This is a genomic window from Pseudomonas sp. NY8896, from assembly GCF_039634505.1.
Genome location: NZ_CP132350.1, coordinates 6,669,616 through 6,687,355 on the forward strand (window position 1 = coordinate 6,669,616; position 17,740 = coordinate 6,687,355).

Sequence of the window (17,740 nt, forward strand, 5' to 3'; positions counted from 1 at the left end):
AAGGGCCGGGTCAGGCCGAAGCCGCAACCTGAGCCGGGCGCTTGACCTGTGGCTGCGAGGCGTTGGCCGCAGCACCCTCTTCGATCGCCTGCTGAATCGCCTTGCGACGACGCTCTTCGCTCCGGCGGCTGAAGTACCAGACAAAGAAGGTCACCAGCGACACCGACAGCAGAATCAGACTGGCCACGGCGTTGATCTCTGGCTTCACGCCCAAGCGCACCGCCGAGAACACTTCCATCGGCAAGGTGGTCGAACCTGGGCCGGATACGAAGCTGGCCAACACCAGGTCATCCAGCGACAGGGCGAACGACATCATGCCGCCCGCCGCCAGCGATGGCGCGATCATCGGGATGGTGATCAGGAAGAACACCTTCCACGGCTTGGCACCCAGGTCCATCGCCGCTTCCTCGATCGACAGGTCCAGCTCACGCAGGCGTGCCGACACCACTACCGCCACATACGCCGCACAGAACGTGGTGTGGGCAATCCAGATGGTGACGATACCGCGCTCCTGCGGCCAGCCGATCATCTGCGCCATGGCCACGAACAGCAGCAACAGAGACAGACCGGTGATCACTTCAGGCATTACCAGCGGCGCGGTAACCAGGCCACCGAACAGCGTGCGGCCCTTGAAGCGGGTGACCCGGGTCAGCACGAAGGCTGCCAGGGTACCCAGCGCCACCGCCGCCACCGCCGTGTAGCAGGCGATTTCGAGCGAGCGCATCACCGAACCCATCAGCTGGGTGTTGTCGAGCAGGCCGACGTACCATTTGATCGACCAGCCGCCCCACACCGTCACCAGCTTGGAGGCGTTGAACGAGTAGATCACCAGGATCAGCATCGGCAGGTAGATGAACAGCAAGCCGAGCACCAGCATCAGCTTGGAGAAACTGAAGCGTTTCATGCGCGGCCCTCCATTTCTTTGGCCTGGCTGCGGTTGAACAGCAGGATCGGCACGATCAGGATCGCCAGCATCACCACCGCCAATGCAGACGCCACCGGCCAGTCACGGTTGTTGAAGAACTCCTGCCACAGCACTTTACCGATCATCAGGGTTTCCGGGCCGCCGAGCAGTTCAGGGATCACGAACTCGCCCACCACCGGGATGAACACCAGCATGCAGCCGGCGATGATGCCGTTCTTCGACAGCGGCACGGTGATTTTCCAGAAGCTGTTGAAGGTGCTCGACCCCAGGTCAGAAGCAGCCTCCAGCAACGAAGGGTCATGCTTAACCAGGTTGGCAAACAGCGGCAGGATCATGAACGGCAGGTACGAATAGACCACGCCGATGTACACCGCCAGGTTGGTGTTGAGGATCTGCAGTGGCTGGTCGATCAGCCCAGTCCACATCAGGAAACCGTTGAGCAAGCCGTTGTTGCTGAGGATGCCCATCCAGGCATAGACGCGGATCAGGATCGCGGTCCAGGTCGGCATCATGATCAGCAGCAGCAGGACCGTCTGGGTCTCCTTCTTGGCGTTGGCAATGGCGTAGGCCATCGGGAAGCCGATCAGCAGGCACAGAATGGTGCTGAAGAAGGCCATCTTCAACGACCCCAGGTAGGCCGAGATATACAGCTCATCCTCGGTCAACAGCCCATAGTTGGCCAGGTTGAGCACCAACTGAATCTTGTCTTCGACGTAGGTGTAGATCTCGGTATACGGCGGGATCGCCACGTCGGCTTCGGCAAAACTGATCTTCAGGACAATGAAGAACGGCAGCATGAAGAACAGGAACAGCCAGATGAACGGCACGCCGATCACCAGGTGCCGCCCCTCCGGGACCAGGCGCTGGAAGGCTCGCTTGAGCTTGCGCAGTTTCATGACCGCAGTACCACGCCGCTGTCGTCTTCCCACCATACGTACACTTCATCGCCCCAGGTCGGACGAGTGCCCTGGCGTTCGGCGTTGGCGACGAACGACTGGACAACCTTGCCGCTCGGCAGCTCGACGTAGAACACCGAGTGGCCGCCCAGGTAGGCGATGTCGTGGACCTTGCCGCGCGACCAGTTGTGCTCGCAGGTCGGCTGCTGGGTGGTGACCAGCATCTTTTCCGGGCGCAAGGCGTAGGTGATGTGCTTGTCTTCCACCGAGGTGGTGATGCCGTGGCCCACGTAGATCTTGCGCTCCAGCTCCGGGCTGGCAATGATCGCGTGGCCTTCGGCGTCGTCGACCACTTCACCTTCGAACAGGTTGACGTTACCGATGAATTCGCACACCAGGCGGCTGGTAGGCGTCTCGTAGATGTCCACCGGCGAGCCGATCTGGGCGATCCAGCCCAGGTGCATGATGGCGATGCGCTGGGCCATGGTCATGGCCTCTTCCTGGTCGTGGGTCACCATCACGCAGGTCACGCCTACGCGCTCGATGATCTCCACCAGTTCCAGCTGCATCTGCGAACGCAGTTTCTTGTCCAGCGCACCCATTGGCTCGTCGAGCAGCAGCAGCTTGGGGCGCTTGGCCAGCGAGCGGGCCAACGCCACACGCTGACGCTGGCCACCCGACAACTGGTGCGGCTTGCGCTTGGCGTACTGGGTCATGTGCACCAGCTTGAGCATCTCGGCCACACGGGCATCGATCTCGGCCTTGGGCATCTTGTCCTGCTGCAGGCCGAAGGCGATGTTCTGCGCCACGGTCATATGCGGGAACAGCGCGTAGGACTGGAACATCATGTTGATCGGCCGCTCGTAGGGCGGCATATCGGTGATGTCGACGCCATCGAGGAAAATCCGCCCTTCGGTTGGGCGCTCGAAGCCGGCCAGCATGCGCAGCAAGGTGGACTTGCCGGATCCGGAGCCACCCAGCAGGGCGAAGATCTCACCCTTGCGGATTTCCAGGGACACATCCTCTACGGCGATGGTTTCGTCGAACTTCTTCGTGACCCGGTCGATTTTGACCAGCACCTGCTTGGGTTGCTGGCCACCCTCGAGGGCTTTCTTATAGGCACCGGAGGCAACTGCCATGAGTGAAACTCCCAACAAGATTTGTGTGCCCGCCCCTGCTTGGACGGCGGGCCTGGATTGTTACTTGCCCGACTTGACCTTGGTCCAGCTACGGGTCATCAAACGTTGCACCTTGGGCGGCAACTCTGAATTCACGAACATCTTGTCCAGCACATCCTGCGGTGGGTAAACCGCAGCGTCGGTCCTCACGGCCTGGTCCATCAGGTCGCCAGCCTTGGGGTTCGGGTTGGCGTAACCGACGTAATCGCTGACCTGGGCGATAACCTCAGGTTTCAGCAAATAGTTGATGAAGGCATGCGCCTCTTTGACGTTCTTGGCGTCCTTGGGGATCGCCAGCACGTCGAACCAGAGGTTGCCGCCTTCCTTGGGAATGGCGTAGGCCAGGTTCACGCCCTTCTTCGCTTCTTCAGCTCGGGCCTTGGCCTGGAACACATCACCCGAGAACCCTGCCGCGACGCAAATGTCGCCGTTGGCCAGGTCGGTGATGTACTTGGACGAGTGGAAGTAGGTCACGTACGGGCGCACCGCCAGCAGCTTCTGCTCGGCCTTGGCGTAATCCTTGGGGTCGGTGCTGTTGGGGTCGAGGCCCATGTAGTTGAGCACCGCCGGGAGCATTTCGTCCGCCGAGTCGAGGAAGGCCACACCGCACTTGGCGAGCTTCTTCATGTTCTCGGGCTCGAACAAGACGGCCCAGGAGTCGATGGTGTCCACGCCCAGCGCGGCCTTCACCTTGTCGACGTTGTAACCGATGCCGTTGGTGCCCCACAGGTAAGGCACGGCGTACTGGTTGCCTGGATCGTTCTTTTCCAGGCGCTTCATCAACGCCGGGTCGAGGTTGGCATAATTGGGCAGCAGGTTCTTGTCGAGCTTCTGGAACGCGCCCGCCTTGATCTGCTTGCCGAGGAAATGGTTGGACGGCACCACTACGTCATAGCCGGTGTTACCGGCCAGCAGTTTGCCTTCCAGGGTTTCGTTGGAGTCGAACACGTCCTGCACGGGCTTGATGCCCGTGGCTTTCTCGAAGTCCGCGAGTGTGGTCGGGCCGATGTAGTCGGACCAGTTATAGAGATGCACCGTTGGCGCCGCTTGGACGCTGCATGCCAGCGTCAGGCCCGCGCCGGCCATCAAGGCCTTGCGGAATACAGAAATAGACAAGTGGGTGGTCCTCACAATCAGTGCCTGGGTAGCGACAGTGCTGCCGCACACGCAAAACCGGCGCGCAACTTACCTTCGCAGCTTCGATGCCGCAATCATCAATTGCCTTTCACTGGCTCTGAGCCGGAAATCCCCGGCCCAGAGGTGCCGCATCGGGCTTACTTGCCCGACTTGATCTTGGTCCAGCTGCGGGTGATCACACGCTGGGCAGAAGCTTCAGGCGCAGCGATTGCGTACAGCTGCTTCTTCACTTCGGCAGGCGGGTAGATGCTCGGGTCGCTGGTAATGTCCTTGTCCACGAACTGGGTAGCCGCAGCATTGCCGTTCGGGAAGCGCACGGCGTTGGTGATTTCAGCCATGACTTCTGGCTGCATCAGGAAGTCCATGAACTGGTAGGCAGCGTCTTTATGCTCGGCATCTTTCGGGATGGCGACCATGTCGTAGAAAGTACCGGCACCTTCTTTCGGAATGATGTAGTCCACTTTGATCTTGTCGCCGGCTTCGTGGGCACGGGCCTTGGCCTGCTCGACGTCACCCGAATAACCGACGGCCACGCAGATGTTGCCGTTGGCCAGGTCGCCAATGTACTTGGACGAGTGGAAGTAGGTGATCGAAGGACGGACCTTGAGGAACAGGTCCTCGGCGGCCTTCAGGTCTTCTTTCTTGGTGCTGTTGCTCGGCAGGCCCAGGTAGTGCAGTGCGGCCGGCAGCATTTCGGTCGGGGCATCCAGGAAGCTTACGCCGCAGCTCTTGAGCTTGGCGATGTTCTCAGGCTTGAACACGGCGTCCCACGAGTCGATGTGGTCGACACCCAGCGCGGCCTTGACCTTCTCCGGGTTGTAGCCGATGCCGATGGAACCCCACATGTACGGGAAGGCGTGCTTGTTGTCCTTGTCGCTGGCATCGCCAACGGCCTTGAGCAGGTCGGGGTCGAGGTTTTTCCAGTTCGGCAGTTTCGAACGGTCCAGTTCCTCGTACACACCCGCCTTGATCTGCTTGGCCAGGAAGTTGTTCGAGGGCACGACGATGTCATAGCCCGACTTACCTGCCAGCAGCTTGGCTTCCAGGGTTTCGTTGCTGTCGAAGACGTCGTACTTGACCTTGATACCGGTCTGCTTTTCGAACTTGGCGATGGTGTCCGGCGCGATGTAGTCCGACCAGTTGTAGACGTTCAACACCTTGTCGTCAGCCTGTGCAGCAGTAGCCATGGCACCCATCAGGGCTGCGGCCAGCAACGTCTTGCCCATTTTATTCATGCGTCATGCTCCAGAATTTTTTATTTAGCCATCTGTTCAGCAGCCAGGACCTACGGTGCAGAGCGCGCGGCGACTGAAACAGTCGCTAGTCTGGCAAGTTACAAGGCCCTGTATCAAGGAAAGCAGGACCCTGTAACGACTTAATGTCACATCGCTAGCCTAGCAGGTGCTCAGTTGATCGCCTCAAGGGTCAAATCGAGGCATTTGCGCGCCTTTTCCACCAGCTCGTCGATCTCCGCGTGGCTGATGACCAGCGGCGGCGCGATGATCATGGTGTCACCCACCGCACGCATGATCAGGCCGTTGTCGAAGCAGAAGGTGCGGCAGATCATGCCCACGCCCTTGCCTTCGTAACGGCTGCGGGTGGCCTTGTCCTTCACCAGCTCGATCGCACCGAGCATGCCCAGGCCGCGTACTTCACCCACCAGCGGGTGGTCCTGCAGTTCACGCAAACGCTTTTGCAAATACGGTGCCGCTTCTGTGCGCGCCTTCTCGACAATTTTCTCGTCGCGCAGGATGCGCAGGTTTTCCAGGCCCACCGCGGCCGCCACCGGGTGGCCGGAGTAAGTGAAGCCGTGGTTGAAATCGCCGCCTTCGCTGATCACCTTGGCCACGGTGTCACGCACGATCACACCGCCCATGGGGATGTAACCGGAGGTCAGGCCCTTGGCGATGGTCATCAGGTCGGGTTTGAGGTCGTAGTAGTCTGAGCCGAACCACTCGCCGGTACGGCCAAAACCGCAAATCACTTCGTCGGCGACGAACAGGATGTCGTACTTGGCGAGAATCTCCTTCACCTTCGGCCAGTAGGTTTCCGGCGGGATGATCACGCCGCCTGCGCCCTGGATAGGCTCGGCGATGAAGGCGGCGACGTTGTCTTCGCCCACTTCGAGAATTTTCTTCTCCAACTGCTCGGCTGCCCACACACCGAACGCATCCGGGGTCATGTCGCCGCCTTCGCCGAACCAGTACGGCTGCGGGATGTGCACGATGCCCGGGATCGGCAGGCCGCCCTGCTCATGCATGCCGCTCATGCCACCCAAGCAGGCACCGGCGAAGGTGGAACCGTGGTAGCCATTGATACGGCCGATGATGGTCTGCTTGTGCGGCTTGCCCTTCAGCGCCCAGTAGTGGCGCACCATGCGCAGCACGGTGTCGTTGCCTTCGGAGCCGGAGCCGGTGAAGAACACATGGGTCATGCCTTGCGGCGCCACATCGGTGATCGCCTTGGCCAGCTCAAGCGCCGGCGGGTGAGCGGTCTGGAAGAACAGGTTGTAGTACGGCAGCTCGCGCATCTGCTTCTCGGCCGCCTGTACCAGTTCCTCGCGGCCATAACCGACCGCCACGCACCACAGGCCGGCCATGCCGTCGAGAATCTTGTGGCCCTCGCTGTCCCACAAATGCACACCCTGGGCCTTGGTGATGATGCGCGGCCCCTTCTCCTTCAGTTGCTTGTAGTCACTGAAGGGGGCGAGGTGATGCTCCCCACTGAGGGTTTGCCATTCACGGGTTTGCGGGTTGTTGACGCTCATGTGCTTCTCCGTAATTCGACCGCCGCGCTCCTGCGGCACCAGGGTTGATCAGACAGCGAACAGCAGGAACTCACGCTCCCACGAACTGATGACGCGTTTGAAGTTTTCGTGCTCGGCGCGCTTGGTGGCGACATATCCGGTAATGAATTTTTTGCCCAGGTATTGCACCAGCGCACGGCTGTTTTCCATGCGTTCCAAGGCATCTTCGATGGTCAGTGGCAGGCGCAGGTTGCGGCGCTCATAACCACGGCCCTGTACCGGCGCGCTGGCCTCGATGCCTTCGACCATACCGATGTAGCCACACAGCAAGCTGGCGGCGATGGCCAGGTAAGGGTTGGCGTCGGCGCCCGGCAGGCGGTTCTCGACCCGGCGGCTTTGCGGGCCGGCATCCGGTACGCGCAAGCCGACCGTGCGGTTTTCTTCGCCCCACTCCACGTTCACCGGCGCCGAGGTGTCGGGCAGGAAGCGGCGGAACGAGTTGACGTTGGGCGCGAACAGCGGCAGCGCCTCGGGGATGAACTTCTGCAGGCCACCAATGTGGTTGAGGAATAGCGCGCTCATGCTGCCGTCTTCATTGCTGAAGATGTTCTTGCCGGTAGCCACATCGACCACGCTCTGGTGCAGGTGCATGGCACTGCCCGGCTCGCCGGTCATCGGCTTGGCCATGAAGGTGGCGGCCACGTTGTGCTTGAGCGCCGCCTCGCGCATGGTGCGCTTGAACACCAGAATCTGGTCGGCCAGGTGCAGGGCGTCGCCGTGACGGAAGTTGATTTCCATCTGCGCCGTGCCGTCTTCGTGGATCAGCGTGTCGAGGTCCAGCTGCTGCAGTTCGCACCAGTCGTAGACGTCTTCGAACAGCGGGTCGAATTCGTTGGCGGCTTCGATGGAGAACGACTGACGGCCGGTCTCTGGGCGGCCGGAGCGGCCTACCGGGGGCTGCAGCGGGAAGTCCGGGTCTTCGCTGCGCTTGGTCAGGTAGAACTCCATCTCGGGCGCGACGATCGGCTGCCAGCCCTTGTCGGCGTACAGCTGCAGGACTTTCTTCAGCACGTTGCGCGGCGACAGTTCGACCGGGTTGCCCTTTTTGTCGTAGGTGTCGTGGATGACCTGGGCGGTCGGCTCGATGGCCCACGGTACAAGGAACACGGCGTTTTCGTCGGGGCGGCAGATCATGTCGATGTCGGCCGGGTCGAGCAGTTCGTAATAGATGTCGTCGTCGACGTAGTCGCCGGTCACCGTCTGCAGCAACACGCTCTCGGGCAGGCGCATGCCTTTTTCGGCGATGAATTTGTTGGTGGGCGAAATCTTGCCGCGCGTGATGCCGGTCAGGTCACTGATCATGCATTCGACTTCGGTGATCTTGTGCTCTTTCAACCAATCGGTGAGCTGGTCGAGGTTGTTACTCATAAATACCTCAGGAGGTAAGGTGGTCCACGTCTTGATTCTGGATGGAGTAGATTGCTAAAGCAAAAACCCACGCGCAGAGCCACAGTGGATACACTGAAATCAGCTGTGTCCGTAATGAGTTCGAAAGGCAGGAAGACGAAACGAAGGGCGGCAAGCCGCTACGAGGGCGGGCCTGGGAGCACCAAACGTCAATTATTGCGGCCAGGGCGACCACGCCATTGACGATGCTTGCAAAAACGACGGATGTACCTGATGACACCGCGCAGGCAGTGCTTTCAGGTCGCGGCAAGCGGACCATGTGACCCTCGTATTATTGTGTTCTGGGTTGAGACCGAGCTTAGCCTTGTTCATTTTTTTACACAACACCTCCGTAAAAAATAAAACACGGTGCACCGGAGATAGCCCTTTACGCGGTAAATAGCGGATAATGCTTTGCCCCGATATGCAGCAAATCTGCCGTAGATGTGCCATTTCAGGGCATCATGGGGTTGGCTTGACATCAGTATGGCTTTTCGATTGACTGGTCCTGCAAGCCCCCCTTGATTGATATTTTTAACAACAAAGGTGTTGCATCATGTCGGTACCCCCGCGTGCCGTTCAGCTTAACGAAGCGAACGCGTTCCTTAAGGAACATCCTGAGGTTCTCTACGTTGACCTTCTGATTGCAGATATGAATGGTGTGGTGCGTGGCAAGCGCATTGAGCGCACCAGCCTCCACAAGGTTTACGAGAAAGGCATCAACCTGCCGGCCTCCCTCTTCGCCCTGGACATCAACGGTTCCACCGTCGAAAGTACCGGGCTGGGCCTGGACATCGGCGATGCTGACCGCATCTGCTATCCAATCCCCGACACGCTCTGTAACGAGCCGTGGCAAAAACGCCCCACCGCCCAGCTGCTGATGACCATGCACGAACTGGAAGGCGAGCCATTCTTCGCCGACCCACGCGAAGTGCTGCGTCAGGTGGTGAGCAAGTTCGATGAATTGGGCCTGACTATCTGCGCCGCATTCGAACTGGAGTTCTACCTGATCGACCAGGAGAACGTGAACGGCCGCCCGCAGCCACCACGCTCGCCAATTTCGGGTAAGCGCCCGCAGTCGACCCAGGTGTACCTGATCGACGACCTCGACGAATATGCCGACTGCCTGCAGGACATCCTCGAAGGCGCGAAAGAGCAAGGCATCCCAGCCGACGCCATCGTCAAGGAAAGCGCCCCGGCGCAGTTCGAAGTCAACCTGCACCACGTGGCCGACCCGCTCAAGGCCTGCGACTACGCGGTACTGCTCAAGCGGTTGATCAAGAACATCGCCTACGACCATGAAATGGACACCACCTTCATGGCCAAGCCCTACCCGGGCCAGGCAGGCAACGGCCTGCATGTACACATTTCCGTGCTGGACAAAGATGGCAACAACATCTTCACCAGCGAGGATCCCGAGCAGAACGCCGCGCTACGTCATGCTGTCGGCGGTGTGCTCGAGACCCTGCCCGCGTCCATGGCGTTCCTTTGCCCGAACGTCAACTCGTACCGCCGCTTTGGCGCACAGTTCTACGTGCCGAACGCGCCAAGCTGGGGCCTGGACAACCGCACTGTCGCACTGCGCGTGCCAACCGGCTCGGCGGACGCTGTACGTCTCGAGCACCGCGTGGCCGGTGCCGACGCCAACCCGTACCTGATGATGGCTGCCGTGCTGGCAGGCGTGCACCATGGCCTGACCAACAAGATCGAGCCAGGCGCGCCGATCGAAGGCAACTCGTACGAGCAGCTGGAGCAGAGCCTGCCGAACAACCTGCGTGATGCCCTGCGCGAGTTGGACGACAGCGAGATCCTCAACAAGTACATCGATCCTAAGTACATCGACATCTTTGTCGCGTGCAAGGAGAGCGAGCTGGAGGAGTTCGAACACTCGATCTCCGACCTCGAGTACAACTGGTACCTGCATACCGTGTAAACGAAAACGCCGCCCACAAGGGCGGCGTTTTTCATTCCAGGCCGTGTCGCCTGCTTCGCGGGTAAACCCGCTCCCACAGGGATAGCGCCAGCCTCAGGTCCGGTGAAGATCCTGTGGGAGCGGGTTCACCCGCGAAGAGGCCGGCACAGGTTTACAGGGCCTTCTCGAAAATCTTCGAATTACGCTGGTAGTTGTACAGCGAAGCCCGCGCCGCCGGCAGCCGCTCTACCCCACTCGGCGCAAAGCCGCGCTCGCGGAACCAGTGCGCAGTGCGCGTTGTGAGCACAAACAAGGTATTCAAGCCCATCTGCCGCGCCCGGCTCTCGATGCGCTCCAGCAGCTCGTCCCCACGCCCACCATGGCGGTACTCCGGGTTCACTGCCAGGCACGCCAGCTCCCCCGCCTCGGAATCGGCAATCGGGTACAGCGCCGCACAGGCGATGATCATGCCTTCACGCTCGACCACGCTGAACTGTTCGATCTCGCGCTCCAGCACCTCGCGCGAACGGCGCACCAGAATGCCCTGTTCTTCCAGCGGGCTGATCAACTCCAGCAAGCCGCCAACGTCCTCGATGCTCGCCTCGCGCACCACTTCGAACTGCTCCTGCGACACCAGCGTACCGCCACCACCACGGGTGAACAGCTCGGTCAGCAGCGCACCATCCTCGGCATAGCTGACGATATGGCTACGTGCCACGCCGCCTTTGCAGGCCTCGGCTGCGGCATCCAGCAGTTCGCCCTGGTAATCGCTGCCCAGGCGCTGCAGATGCGGGGCAACCTGCTGCGGGCGCAGTTCGCGCACCAGTTTACCGTCGGCGTCCAGCAGGCCAGGCTCGGCGCCGAACAACAGCAACTTGTCGGCGCCCAGCTCGATGGCCGCACGGGTAGCCACGTCTTCGCAGGCCAGGTTGAAAATTTCCCCGGTAGGCGAGTAGCCCAGGGGCGACAACAGGACGATGGAACGCTCGTCGAGCAGACGGCTGATGCCCTTGCGGTCGACCCGGCGCACTTCACCGGTGTGGTGGTAATCAACCCCTTCAAGCACGCCAATCGGCCGTGCGGTCACCAGGTTGCCGGATGCCACGCGCAAGCGCGAGCCCTGCATGGGCGAAGCGGCGATATCCATCGACAGGCGCGCTTCGATGGCCAGGCGCAGGGCGCCGACAGCATCGATCACGCAGTCCAGCGTGGCGGCATCGGTAATGCGCATGCCCCGATGGTAGTGCGGGGTCAGGCCGCGATCGGCCAGGCGGCTTTCGATCTGTGGGCGCGAACCATGTACCAGCACCAGGCGCACGCCCAGGCTGTGCAGCAGTACCAGGTCGTGGACGATATTGCCGAAGTTAGGGTGCTCCACCCCATCGCCAGGGAGCATGACCACGAAGGTGCAGTCGCGATGGGCATTGATGTACGGGGAGGCATGACGCAGCCAGTTGACGTAATCGGGCATGACAGGGCCTGTGGATAAGTGGACGGAGAACGGCGATACAGGGGGCGTTCAGAATCATCGTCGGAACAGGCTTGCGGTCACGCGCGGTCTCCTCTAGGCAGGAACGAATCAGTTCGATTGACGTTTAGTGCAGGCAATAGTGCCGAATCAAGTCACGCAATAGACGCACGGTAGGCTCGATTCGTGACATTTCAAGGTATTCGCCGGGCTGGTGGGCACAGGCGATGTCGCCAGGGCCCAGCACGATGGTCTGGCAACCCAGCTGCTGAAGATAAGGCGCTTCGGTGCCGAACGCCACCGCTTCGGCGCGGTGGCCGGTCAGCCGTTCCGCGACGTGTACCAGCTCGGCATCGGCGGCCTGTTCGAACGGCGGCACCTCCGGGAACAGTGGCGCGTAGTCGATGCGTACATCATGACGCTCCGCCACGGGCACCAGCTTTTCGCGAATGGCCGCGCGCAGTTGCTCCACGTCCATGCCCGGCAGCGGCCGCAGGTCGAATTCCAGGGCACATTGGCCGCAGATACGGTTGGGGTTGTCACCCCCGTGGATGCAACCAAAGTTCAGGGTCGGGGTCGGCACGGTGAACTGCGGGTTGCGGTAGGTTTGCTGCCATTGCTGGCGCAGGCCCATCAGCTCGCCCATCACCGCGTGCATGGCTTCCATGGCGCTGCGGCCCAGGCTTGGGTCCGACGAATGGCCGCTGCGCCCAAGGATGTCGATGCGGTCCATGAGAATGCCCTTGTGCATGCGGATCGGCCGCAGCCCGGTAGGCTCACCGATAACCGCCGCACGACCAAGAGGCTGGCCGGCCTCGGCCAGGGCGCGGGCGCCGGACATGGAGCTTTCTTCGTCACAGGTAGCGAGGATCAACAGCGGCTGCTTGAAGTCGTGCTCCAGCAGCGGGATGACCGCTTCGATGACCAGGGCGAAGAAGCCCTTCATGTCGCAGCTGCCCAAGCCAACCCAACGGCCATCGGCCTCGGTCAGCTTCAGCGGGTCGCTGGCCCACAGCTGTTCGTCATACGGAACAGTATCGCTGTGCCCGGCCAGCACCAGGCCTCCCGGGCCGGTGCCGCGACTGGCCAGCAGGTTGAACTTGCCGGGGCTGACCTGTTGGATGTCACACCTGAAACCCAAGTCGCCCAGCCAGCCCGCCAGCAGGTCGATGACCTGGCGGTTGGACTGGTCCAGCGCGGGCTGGGTGCAACTGACCGAAGGCGCGGCGATCAAGGCGGCGAACTGGTCTTTCAGCGTCGGCAACGGCATGCGCGTACTCCTCGGAAGCGTTGCCCATCATAGGACTATCCGCTGTCTGGAATAAACCGTTGAGGGCGGACTGCTGTAGACTCTCCGCCAACCACGCCCCCCTCTTTCGAGTCTGTGATGCACAAAGAAACCGAACTGAAGCTCCGCGCCAGCCGCGAGACCCTTGCCGCCCTGCGCGAGCACCCTCTGCTGAAAAAGCGCAACAAGTCCGGCTGGCAGACCCGTGAACTGCTCAACCAGTACTTCGACACCCCCGAGCGTGAGTTGTCCGCCGCCCGTGTCGCGCTGCGCCTGCGCCGCGATGGCGACGCCATCATCCAGACCCTCAAATGCCGCGGTACCAGCGTGGCCGGCCTGTCCGAGCGCAACGAGTACGAATGGAACCTGGACAAGGTCAAGCTCGACCTGAAAAAGCTGGACGCCACTTGCTGGCCCGAGCAGTTGGCCAACCTGGACAAGAAAACCATCAAGCCGCTGTTCACCACCGACTTCAGCCGTGAATACGCCGAAATCGCCTGGGGCCGTGGCAAGAGCAAGGTGGTGATCGAGGCGGCGCTGGACCAGGGTTTCGTGATCGCCGGCAAGCGCAAGGAAGAGATCTGCGAGCTGGAGCTGGAGCTGCGCGAAGGTGACCCGCAAGCATTGCTGGAACTGGCCGCCGAACTCGCCGCCAGCCTGCCACTGATGCCCTGCGACATCAGCAAGGCCGAGCGCGGCTACCGACTGCTGGAGCCGGACAGCTACGAACTGGGCCTGCCGCATACCGAGCTGGAAGCCGAAATGGCCTTGGACGACGCCTATGCCGCCCTGGCCTGGCAGCTGCTGGGCAGCAGCCAGCGCCTTGCCGAGCAGTACCGCCACAACGGCCACTGGCGCCTGCTGCAGGATTGGGTCGAGTGCCTGAGTGAACTGCGTGCCCTCACCGCCAGCCTGGGCCAGGCGGCACCGCGCGCGACCACCCGCGACCTGCGCGCCAGCCTTGACGCGCTGCTCGAAGACTGGCGCCCGCTGGTTCAGGCCGGCAACGATGACGAAGATATCCGCCGCGCCGCGCCCGAGCAGTTCGCCGAAGAGCTGGAAGACGTACGCTGGGGCCAGTTCTCACTGGAAACCTCGCGCTGGCTGCTGGCCCGCGCCTGGACCACAGAGCGCAAGGGCCGTGGCGAGCGCCAGGGCAAGGCGCAGCTGGCCAGCTGGCTGGGGCACCTGCTGGGCGAGGAAGGCCGAGCGTTGAAGCTGCCACTGTACACCCAGCGCCCGGAAGACCTGGCCGAGCAGTTGCCACGTATCGAGCAACTGCTGGCCTGGCTGCACCACGCCCGCCAGGTGCTGGAAGCACCGCAAATGGACCGCCTGTATGGCGACCTGAAGAAGCTGCATGAGCTGGCCGAACTGCCGATCAGCGATGAAGTGCTGGAAGCGCGTATCGAACAGGCTCGGGCAGTGGATCAGAGCCGCGGCTGGAAGCACCTGCTCAAGGCTTGATCCCCTCTGGAGGCTAACACAGCCTTTGTAGGAGCGGCCTTGTGTCGCGAAAGGGGTGCGAAGCACCCCCAGGATTTGTGCAATTAAGCTGATATTGCTGGGGCCGCTTTGCGGCCCTATCGCGACACAAGGCCGCTCCTACAAGGGACCGCGCCAGCAGGTTTGAAGCTGCCTCACCGCGACAGTGGCAGGCTGGTGGTGGACTTGATCTCCGACAGCGCCACAATCGAGTTCACTTCCTGAATGCCCGGCACGTTCGACAGCTTTTCGAAGAAGAAGCGCTCGTAAGCTTCGATGTCCGATGTGACGATGCGCAGCAGAAAGTCCACAGACCCCATTAGCACATAACACTCCAGCACCTCCGGAAACCCGCGGATCGCCTCGGTGAATTCGGTAAAGTTGGAACGCCCGTGAGCATTGAGCTTCACCTCGGCAAAAATCTGCGTGTTCAGGCCGACCTTCTTGCGGTCCAGCAAGGTTACCTGCCCGCGAATTACCCCCTCTTCCTTCAACCGCTGAATACGCCGCCAGCACGGCGATTGCGAAAGCCCCACGCGCTCGGCGATCTGTGCACTGGACAGTGAAGCGTCCTCTTGCAGTAGTTCGAGAATACGGCGATCGTAGGCGTCCAGCTGGCTGTGCATTGATATGCCTCCAAATACGCGACCTATGAATTGATTAATTCGCAAAGCCCGCGAAAAGATCAAATCATAGCGAAAAAATACCCCGACCAACGTGCAAGAATTTCTCCCACATTTGCGGAGACCAGCATGAACGCACAGCCCCGTACCGACGCCTGGGCCGCCAACAACGCCCACAGCACCGTGCACTATCGCCTGCAGGCCGAAGCCGAGCCTGACAGCCTGTGCCGGGTGCTCAACCTGTTCGCCCTGCAATTCCTGACCCCGCACAGCGTACAGGTCAACCAGCAGGAAGACTGGCTGAACATTGAAGTCGGCATCGGCGGTTTGAGCTGGCACCGGGCCGAGGTGATTGCGCAGAAACTGCGTAACCTGGTGTGTGTTGGCGAAGTAAGCCTGACCAACCTGCAACGGGTGGAACTGGCCGCGGTCTGACAGCGCTGCTGTGGCTGTGCAGCAAAACCCCGAAACCTTTCACCTCCGATGCCTCTGCGCCGCCCGGCTAGCCTTGATCAGCACGCTCTCATCAGGCACGGACGCCCACCATGCATACCCCCGACAGCCCGGCACTCGACCTCAACTGCGTGCTCGAAGCTCTGCTCGCCGACCAGCGCTTGCATGCCAACGACACCTTGCAAGTACTCGAACACGCCACCACCCACCCCACAGGCCACCCGCTGGAGCAGATCGCTGCTTGCAGCCTGGAAGACCGCCACCACACCGGCCAACCCCTGGACCTGGACCACCTCTGCCAATGGCTGGCCAACAAGGTTGGCCAGCCCTACTTGCGCATCGACCCCATGCAACTCGACCTGCCCCAGGTCGCCGGCTTGATCTCCCCTGCCTTCGCCCAGCGCCATGGCATTCTCATCGTCGCCGCCGATGCGTCCAGCGTTACCGTCGCCAGCGCCCAGCCCTATCAGGATGACTGGCAGGCAGACCTGGCCCGTAGCCTCGGCAGATCGGTTCGGCGCGTGCTGGCCAGCCCGCTACAGATCCGCCAGTCCGGGCAGTCGTTTCAGCATCTGGCCCAATCGGTAAAAGGCGCGCAGTACCAGCAGTCGACGAGCCTGGGCGAACTCGAGCAATTGCTGGAACTGGGCAAGCGCCAGGCCGAGGCCGGTGCCGACGACGCGCACATCGTGCATATCGTCGATTGGCTGCTGCAGTACGCCATTGAACAGCGCGCCAGCGATGTCCACTTGGAGCCCCGCCGCGAACAGGGCCAGCTGCGTTACCGCATTGACGGCCTGTTGCACACTGTCTATGCCTTCCCAGCCAGCGTCACCCTGGCGCTGGTCAGCCGCCTGAAACACCTGGGCCGCATGGATGTGGCAGAAAAGCGCCGGCCGCAGGACGGTAGACTGCAAAGCCGCCTGCCAGGCGGCGGTGAAGTGGAGCTGCGGCTATCCACCCTGCCCACCCCGTTTGGCGAAAAACTGGTGCTGCGCCTGTTCGACCCGCAGCAGCTGCAGGAGGGCTTCGACCACCTCGGCCTGCAAGGCCAGCAATTGGCCCAGTGGCAAGGCCTGCTGCACCAGCGCCAGGGCATTATCCTGGTGACTGGCCCCACCGGTTCCGGCAAGACCAGCACCCTATACGCCAGCCTCAAGCTGCTGGCCACGCCGCAGGTCAACCTGTGCACCATCGAAGACCCCATCGAGCGCCTCGACCCTGCCTTCAACCAGCTGCAGGTGCAGCCCGCGCTGGACCTGGGTTTTGCCAACGGCGTGCGGGCCATGCTGCGCCAGGACCCGGATATCATCATGATCGGCGAAATCCGTGACCGCGAAACCGCCCTGGTGGCGGTGCAAGCTGCACTGACCGGGCACCTGGTGCTGTCGACCCTGCATACCAACGATGCTTGCGCAGCAATCACACGCTTGCTTGAGCTGGGCGTAGCCGACTACCTGATCAAGGCGACGCTGATCGGGGTCATGGCCCAACGCCTGGTGCGCACCGTGTGCACGGACTGCCAGGCACGTTCATCAGCCACTTGCCAAACCTGCCGAGGCACCGGTTTTCATGGGCGCACGGGCTTGTTCGAGCTGTTGCAGCCCAGCGAAAGCCTGCGTGCATTGATCGGTCCTCACGCCGACCTGGCACATTTACGGCGCCAGGCACTGGCCGACGGCCTGGTTGACCTGCGTCGCTGCGGAGAAGCAAAGGTGGCTAGCGGACAGACCCGTGCGGAGGAAGTGCTACGCGTCTGTAACTGACGAAAAGTCCTTTGTATTCAAGGAACTTGCCTCGTCCGAAAAGATCCAACCGCGCATCTTCAACCCTCACCCTTCGAGGTGTTTCAACATGCGTCTCAAAACCGCCATCGCCGCCGCTGCCTTGCTCTCGCTGCCTATCGGCTCGGCCATGGCCGATACCTTCTGGCGTAACGTGATGACTTCCGGTGCCACTACGGCATCGAGCTACCTGACCTCGCGCGACCACAAGCTGGTCGTGGCCGCGCAGGATGACGCCAGCAGCTTCGTCGCCAGCGAAGGCGCGATTCGCGGGCCGTTCCTGGAAGCGGCCATGCGCCAGGCACGGGCAGAGAACCCGGGGATGCAAGCGTCCGACATGGAGCTGGCCAATGCCATCCTGGCGAAGAATGCGGTAGCCGAGTAACCGCGTCGTCTGCT

General features: G+C 61.6%; 15 protein-coding genes. 5 read left to right on the forward strand and 10 right to left on the reverse strand.

Annotated elements, in window-relative coordinates; translation table 11 throughout:
• Window positions 1-10: 10 nt before the first annotated feature.
• From Q9451_RS30190 to Q9451_RS30220, 7 genes are all read right to left on the reverse strand, one after another.
• Window positions 11-904: an ABC transporter permease subunit gene (locus tag Q9451_RS30190; protein ID WP_012274731.1), complete on the reverse strand. Its 894-nt coding sequence runs from the start codon at window positions 902-904 to the stop codon at window positions 11-13.
• The gene (locus tag Q9451_RS30195) at window positions 901-1,821 is read right to left on the reverse strand and encodes an ABC transporter permease subunit (protein WP_012274732.1); all 921 of its coding nucleotides are present in this window, start codon (window positions 1,819-1,821) and stop codon (window positions 901-903) included. The genes Q9451_RS30190 and Q9451_RS30195 overlap by 4 nt, the downstream gene beginning before the upstream one ends.
• The gene (gene potA / locus Q9451_RS30200; RefSeq protein ID WP_012274733.1) at window positions 1,818-2,960 is read right to left on the reverse strand and encodes a polyamine ABC transporter ATP-binding protein; all 1,143 of its coding nucleotides are present in this window, start codon (window positions 2,958-2,960) and stop codon (window positions 1,818-1,820) included. Before potA ends, Q9451_RS30195 begins: the two co-directional genes overlap by 4 nt.
• A gap of 60 nt (window positions 2,961-3,020) precedes the next feature.
• On the reverse strand, window positions 3,021-4,115 hold the full coding sequence (locus Q9451_RS30205) for a polyamine ABC transporter substrate-binding protein (protein ID WP_012274734.1): 1,095 nt from the start codon (window positions 4,113-4,115) through the stop codon (window positions 3,021-3,023).
• Between the two features lie 158 nt (window positions 4,116-4,273).
• Complete coding sequence (locus tag Q9451_RS30210; protein WP_012274735.1) at window positions 4,274-5,371, reverse strand: polyamine ABC transporter substrate-binding protein; 1,098 nt, start codon at window positions 5,369-5,371, stop codon at window positions 4,274-4,276.
• Window positions 5,372-5,541: 170 nt separating this feature from the next.
• Window positions 5,542-6,903: an aspartate aminotransferase family protein gene (locus Q9451_RS30215; protein ID WP_012274736.1), complete on the reverse strand. Its 1,362-nt coding sequence runs from the start codon at window positions 6,901-6,903 to the stop codon at window positions 5,542-5,544.
• A 48-nt stretch (window positions 6,904-6,951) separates the two neighbouring features.
• Complete coding sequence (locus Q9451_RS30220; protein WP_012274737.1) at window positions 6,952-8,310, reverse strand: glutamine synthetase family protein; 1,359 nt, start codon at window positions 8,308-8,310, stop codon at window positions 6,952-6,954.
• 574 nt (window positions 8,311-8,884) lie between these two features.
• On the opposite strand from Q9451_RS30220, the gene Q9451_RS30225 reads away from it, so the two are divergent.
• Window positions 8,885-10,261 (forward strand): glutamine synthetase family protein, encoded by a 1,377-nt coding sequence (locus Q9451_RS30225; RefSeq protein ID WP_012274738.1) that lies wholly within the window; start codon window positions 8,885-8,887, stop codon window positions 10,259-10,261.
• Between the two features lie 151 nt (window positions 10,262-10,412).
• Here the strand turns inward: Q9451_RS30225 and argA are convergent, their stop codons facing one another.
• Window positions 10,413-11,711, reverse strand: a complete 1,299-nt coding sequence (gene argA, locus Q9451_RS30230) for an amino-acid N-acetyltransferase (RefSeq protein ID WP_012274739.1) — start codon at window positions 11,709-11,711, stop codon at window positions 10,413-10,415.
• Between the two features lie 124 nt (window positions 11,712-11,835).
• Entirely contained in the window at window positions 11,836-12,978 is a 1,143-nt protein-coding gene (gene argE, locus Q9451_RS30235) for an acetylornithine deacetylase (protein WP_012274740.1), read from the reverse strand.
• Window positions 12,979-13,095: 117 nt separating this feature from the next.
• On the opposite strand from argE, the gene Q9451_RS30240 reads away from it, so the two are divergent.
• Complete coding sequence (locus Q9451_RS30240) at window positions 13,096-14,463, forward strand: CYTH domain-containing protein (protein ID WP_012274741.1); 1,368 nt, start codon at window positions 13,096-13,098, stop codon at window positions 14,461-14,463.
• A 173-nt stretch (window positions 14,464-14,636) separates the two neighbouring features.
• Here Q9451_RS30240 and Q9451_RS30245 read toward each other — a convergent pair whose 3' ends face one another.
• Complete coding sequence (locus Q9451_RS30245; RefSeq protein ID WP_012274742.1) at window positions 14,637-15,107, reverse strand: Lrp/AsnC family transcriptional regulator; 471 nt, start codon at window positions 15,105-15,107, stop codon at window positions 14,637-14,639.
• A gap of 126 nt (window positions 15,108-15,233) precedes the next feature.
• Here Q9451_RS30245 and Q9451_RS30250 point away from each other — a divergent pair, with 126 nt between their 5' ends.
• From Q9451_RS30250 to Q9451_RS30260, 3 genes are all read left to right on the forward strand, one after another.
• On the forward strand, window positions 15,234-15,539 hold the full coding sequence (locus tag Q9451_RS30250) for a hypothetical protein (protein WP_012274743.1): 306 nt from the start codon (window positions 15,234-15,236) through the stop codon (window positions 15,537-15,539).
• A gap of 110 nt (window positions 15,540-15,649) precedes the next feature.
• Window positions 15,650-17,323, forward strand: coding sequence for a GspE/PulE family protein (locus Q9451_RS30255; RefSeq protein WP_012274744.1), 1,674 nt, complete (start codon window positions 15,650-15,652; stop codon window positions 17,321-17,323).
• An 88-nt stretch (window positions 17,324-17,411) separates the two neighbouring features.
• Complete coding sequence (locus tag Q9451_RS30260; RefSeq protein ID WP_060493205.1) at window positions 17,412-17,726, forward strand: DUF2388 domain-containing protein; 315 nt, start codon at window positions 17,412-17,414, stop codon at window positions 17,724-17,726.
• Window positions 17,727-17,740 lie beyond the last annotated feature (14 nt).

Excerpts from the sequence above, each read along its gene's own strand:
- Q9451_RS30245 (WP_012274742.1), bottom strand. The coding sequence starts at position 15,107 with ATGCACAGCCAGCTGGACGCCTACGATCGCCGTATTCTCGAACTACTG.
- Q9451_RS30240 (WP_012274741.1), top strand. The coding sequence starts at position 13,096 with ATGCACAAAGAAACCGAACTGAAGCTCCGCGCCAGCCGCGAGACCCTT.
- Q9451_RS30255 (WP_012274744.1), top strand. The coding sequence starts at position 15,650 with ATGCATACCCCCGACAGCCCGGCACTCGACCTCAACTGCGTGCTCGAA.
- argA (WP_012274739.1), bottom strand. The coding sequence starts at position 11,711 with ATGCCCGATTACGTCAACTGGCTGCGTCATGCCTCCCCGTACATCAAT.
- argE (WP_012274740.1), bottom strand. The coding sequence starts at position 12,978 with ATGCCGTTGCCGACGCTGAAAGACCAGTTCGCCGCCTTGATCGCCGCG.
- Q9451_RS30190 (WP_012274731.1), bottom strand. The coding sequence starts at position 904 with ATGAAACGCTTCAGTTTCTCCAAGCTGATGCTGGTGCTCGGCTTGCTG.
- Q9451_RS30260 (WP_060493205.1), top strand. The coding sequence starts at position 17,412 with ATGCGTCTCAAAACCGCCATCGCCGCCGCTGCCTTGCTCTCGCTGCCT.
- Q9451_RS30220 (WP_012274737.1), bottom strand. The coding sequence starts at position 8,310 with ATGAGTAACAACCTCGACCAGCTCACCGATTGGTTGAAAGAGCACAAG.
- Q9451_RS30195 (WP_012274732.1), bottom strand. The coding sequence starts at position 1,821 with ATGAAACTGCGCAAGCTCAAGCGAGCCTTCCAGCGCCTGGTCCCGGAG.
- Q9451_RS30210 (WP_012274735.1), bottom strand. The coding sequence starts at position 5,371 with ATGAATAAAATGGGCAAGACGTTGCTGGCCGCAGCCCTGATGGGTGCC.
- Q9451_RS30225 (WP_012274738.1), top strand. The coding sequence starts at position 8,885 with ATGTCGGTACCCCCGCGTGCCGTTCAGCTTAACGAAGCGAACGCGTTC.
- Q9451_RS30215 (WP_012274736.1), bottom strand. The coding sequence starts at position 6,903 with ATGAGCGTCAACAACCCGCAAACCCGTGAATGGCAAACCCTCAGTGGG.
- potA (WP_012274733.1), bottom strand. The coding sequence starts at position 2,960 with ATGGCAGTTGCCTCCGGTGCCTATAAGAAAGCCCTCGAGGGTGGCCAG.
- Q9451_RS30250 (WP_012274743.1), top strand. The coding sequence starts at position 15,234 with ATGAACGCACAGCCCCGTACCGACGCCTGGGCCGCCAACAACGCCCAC.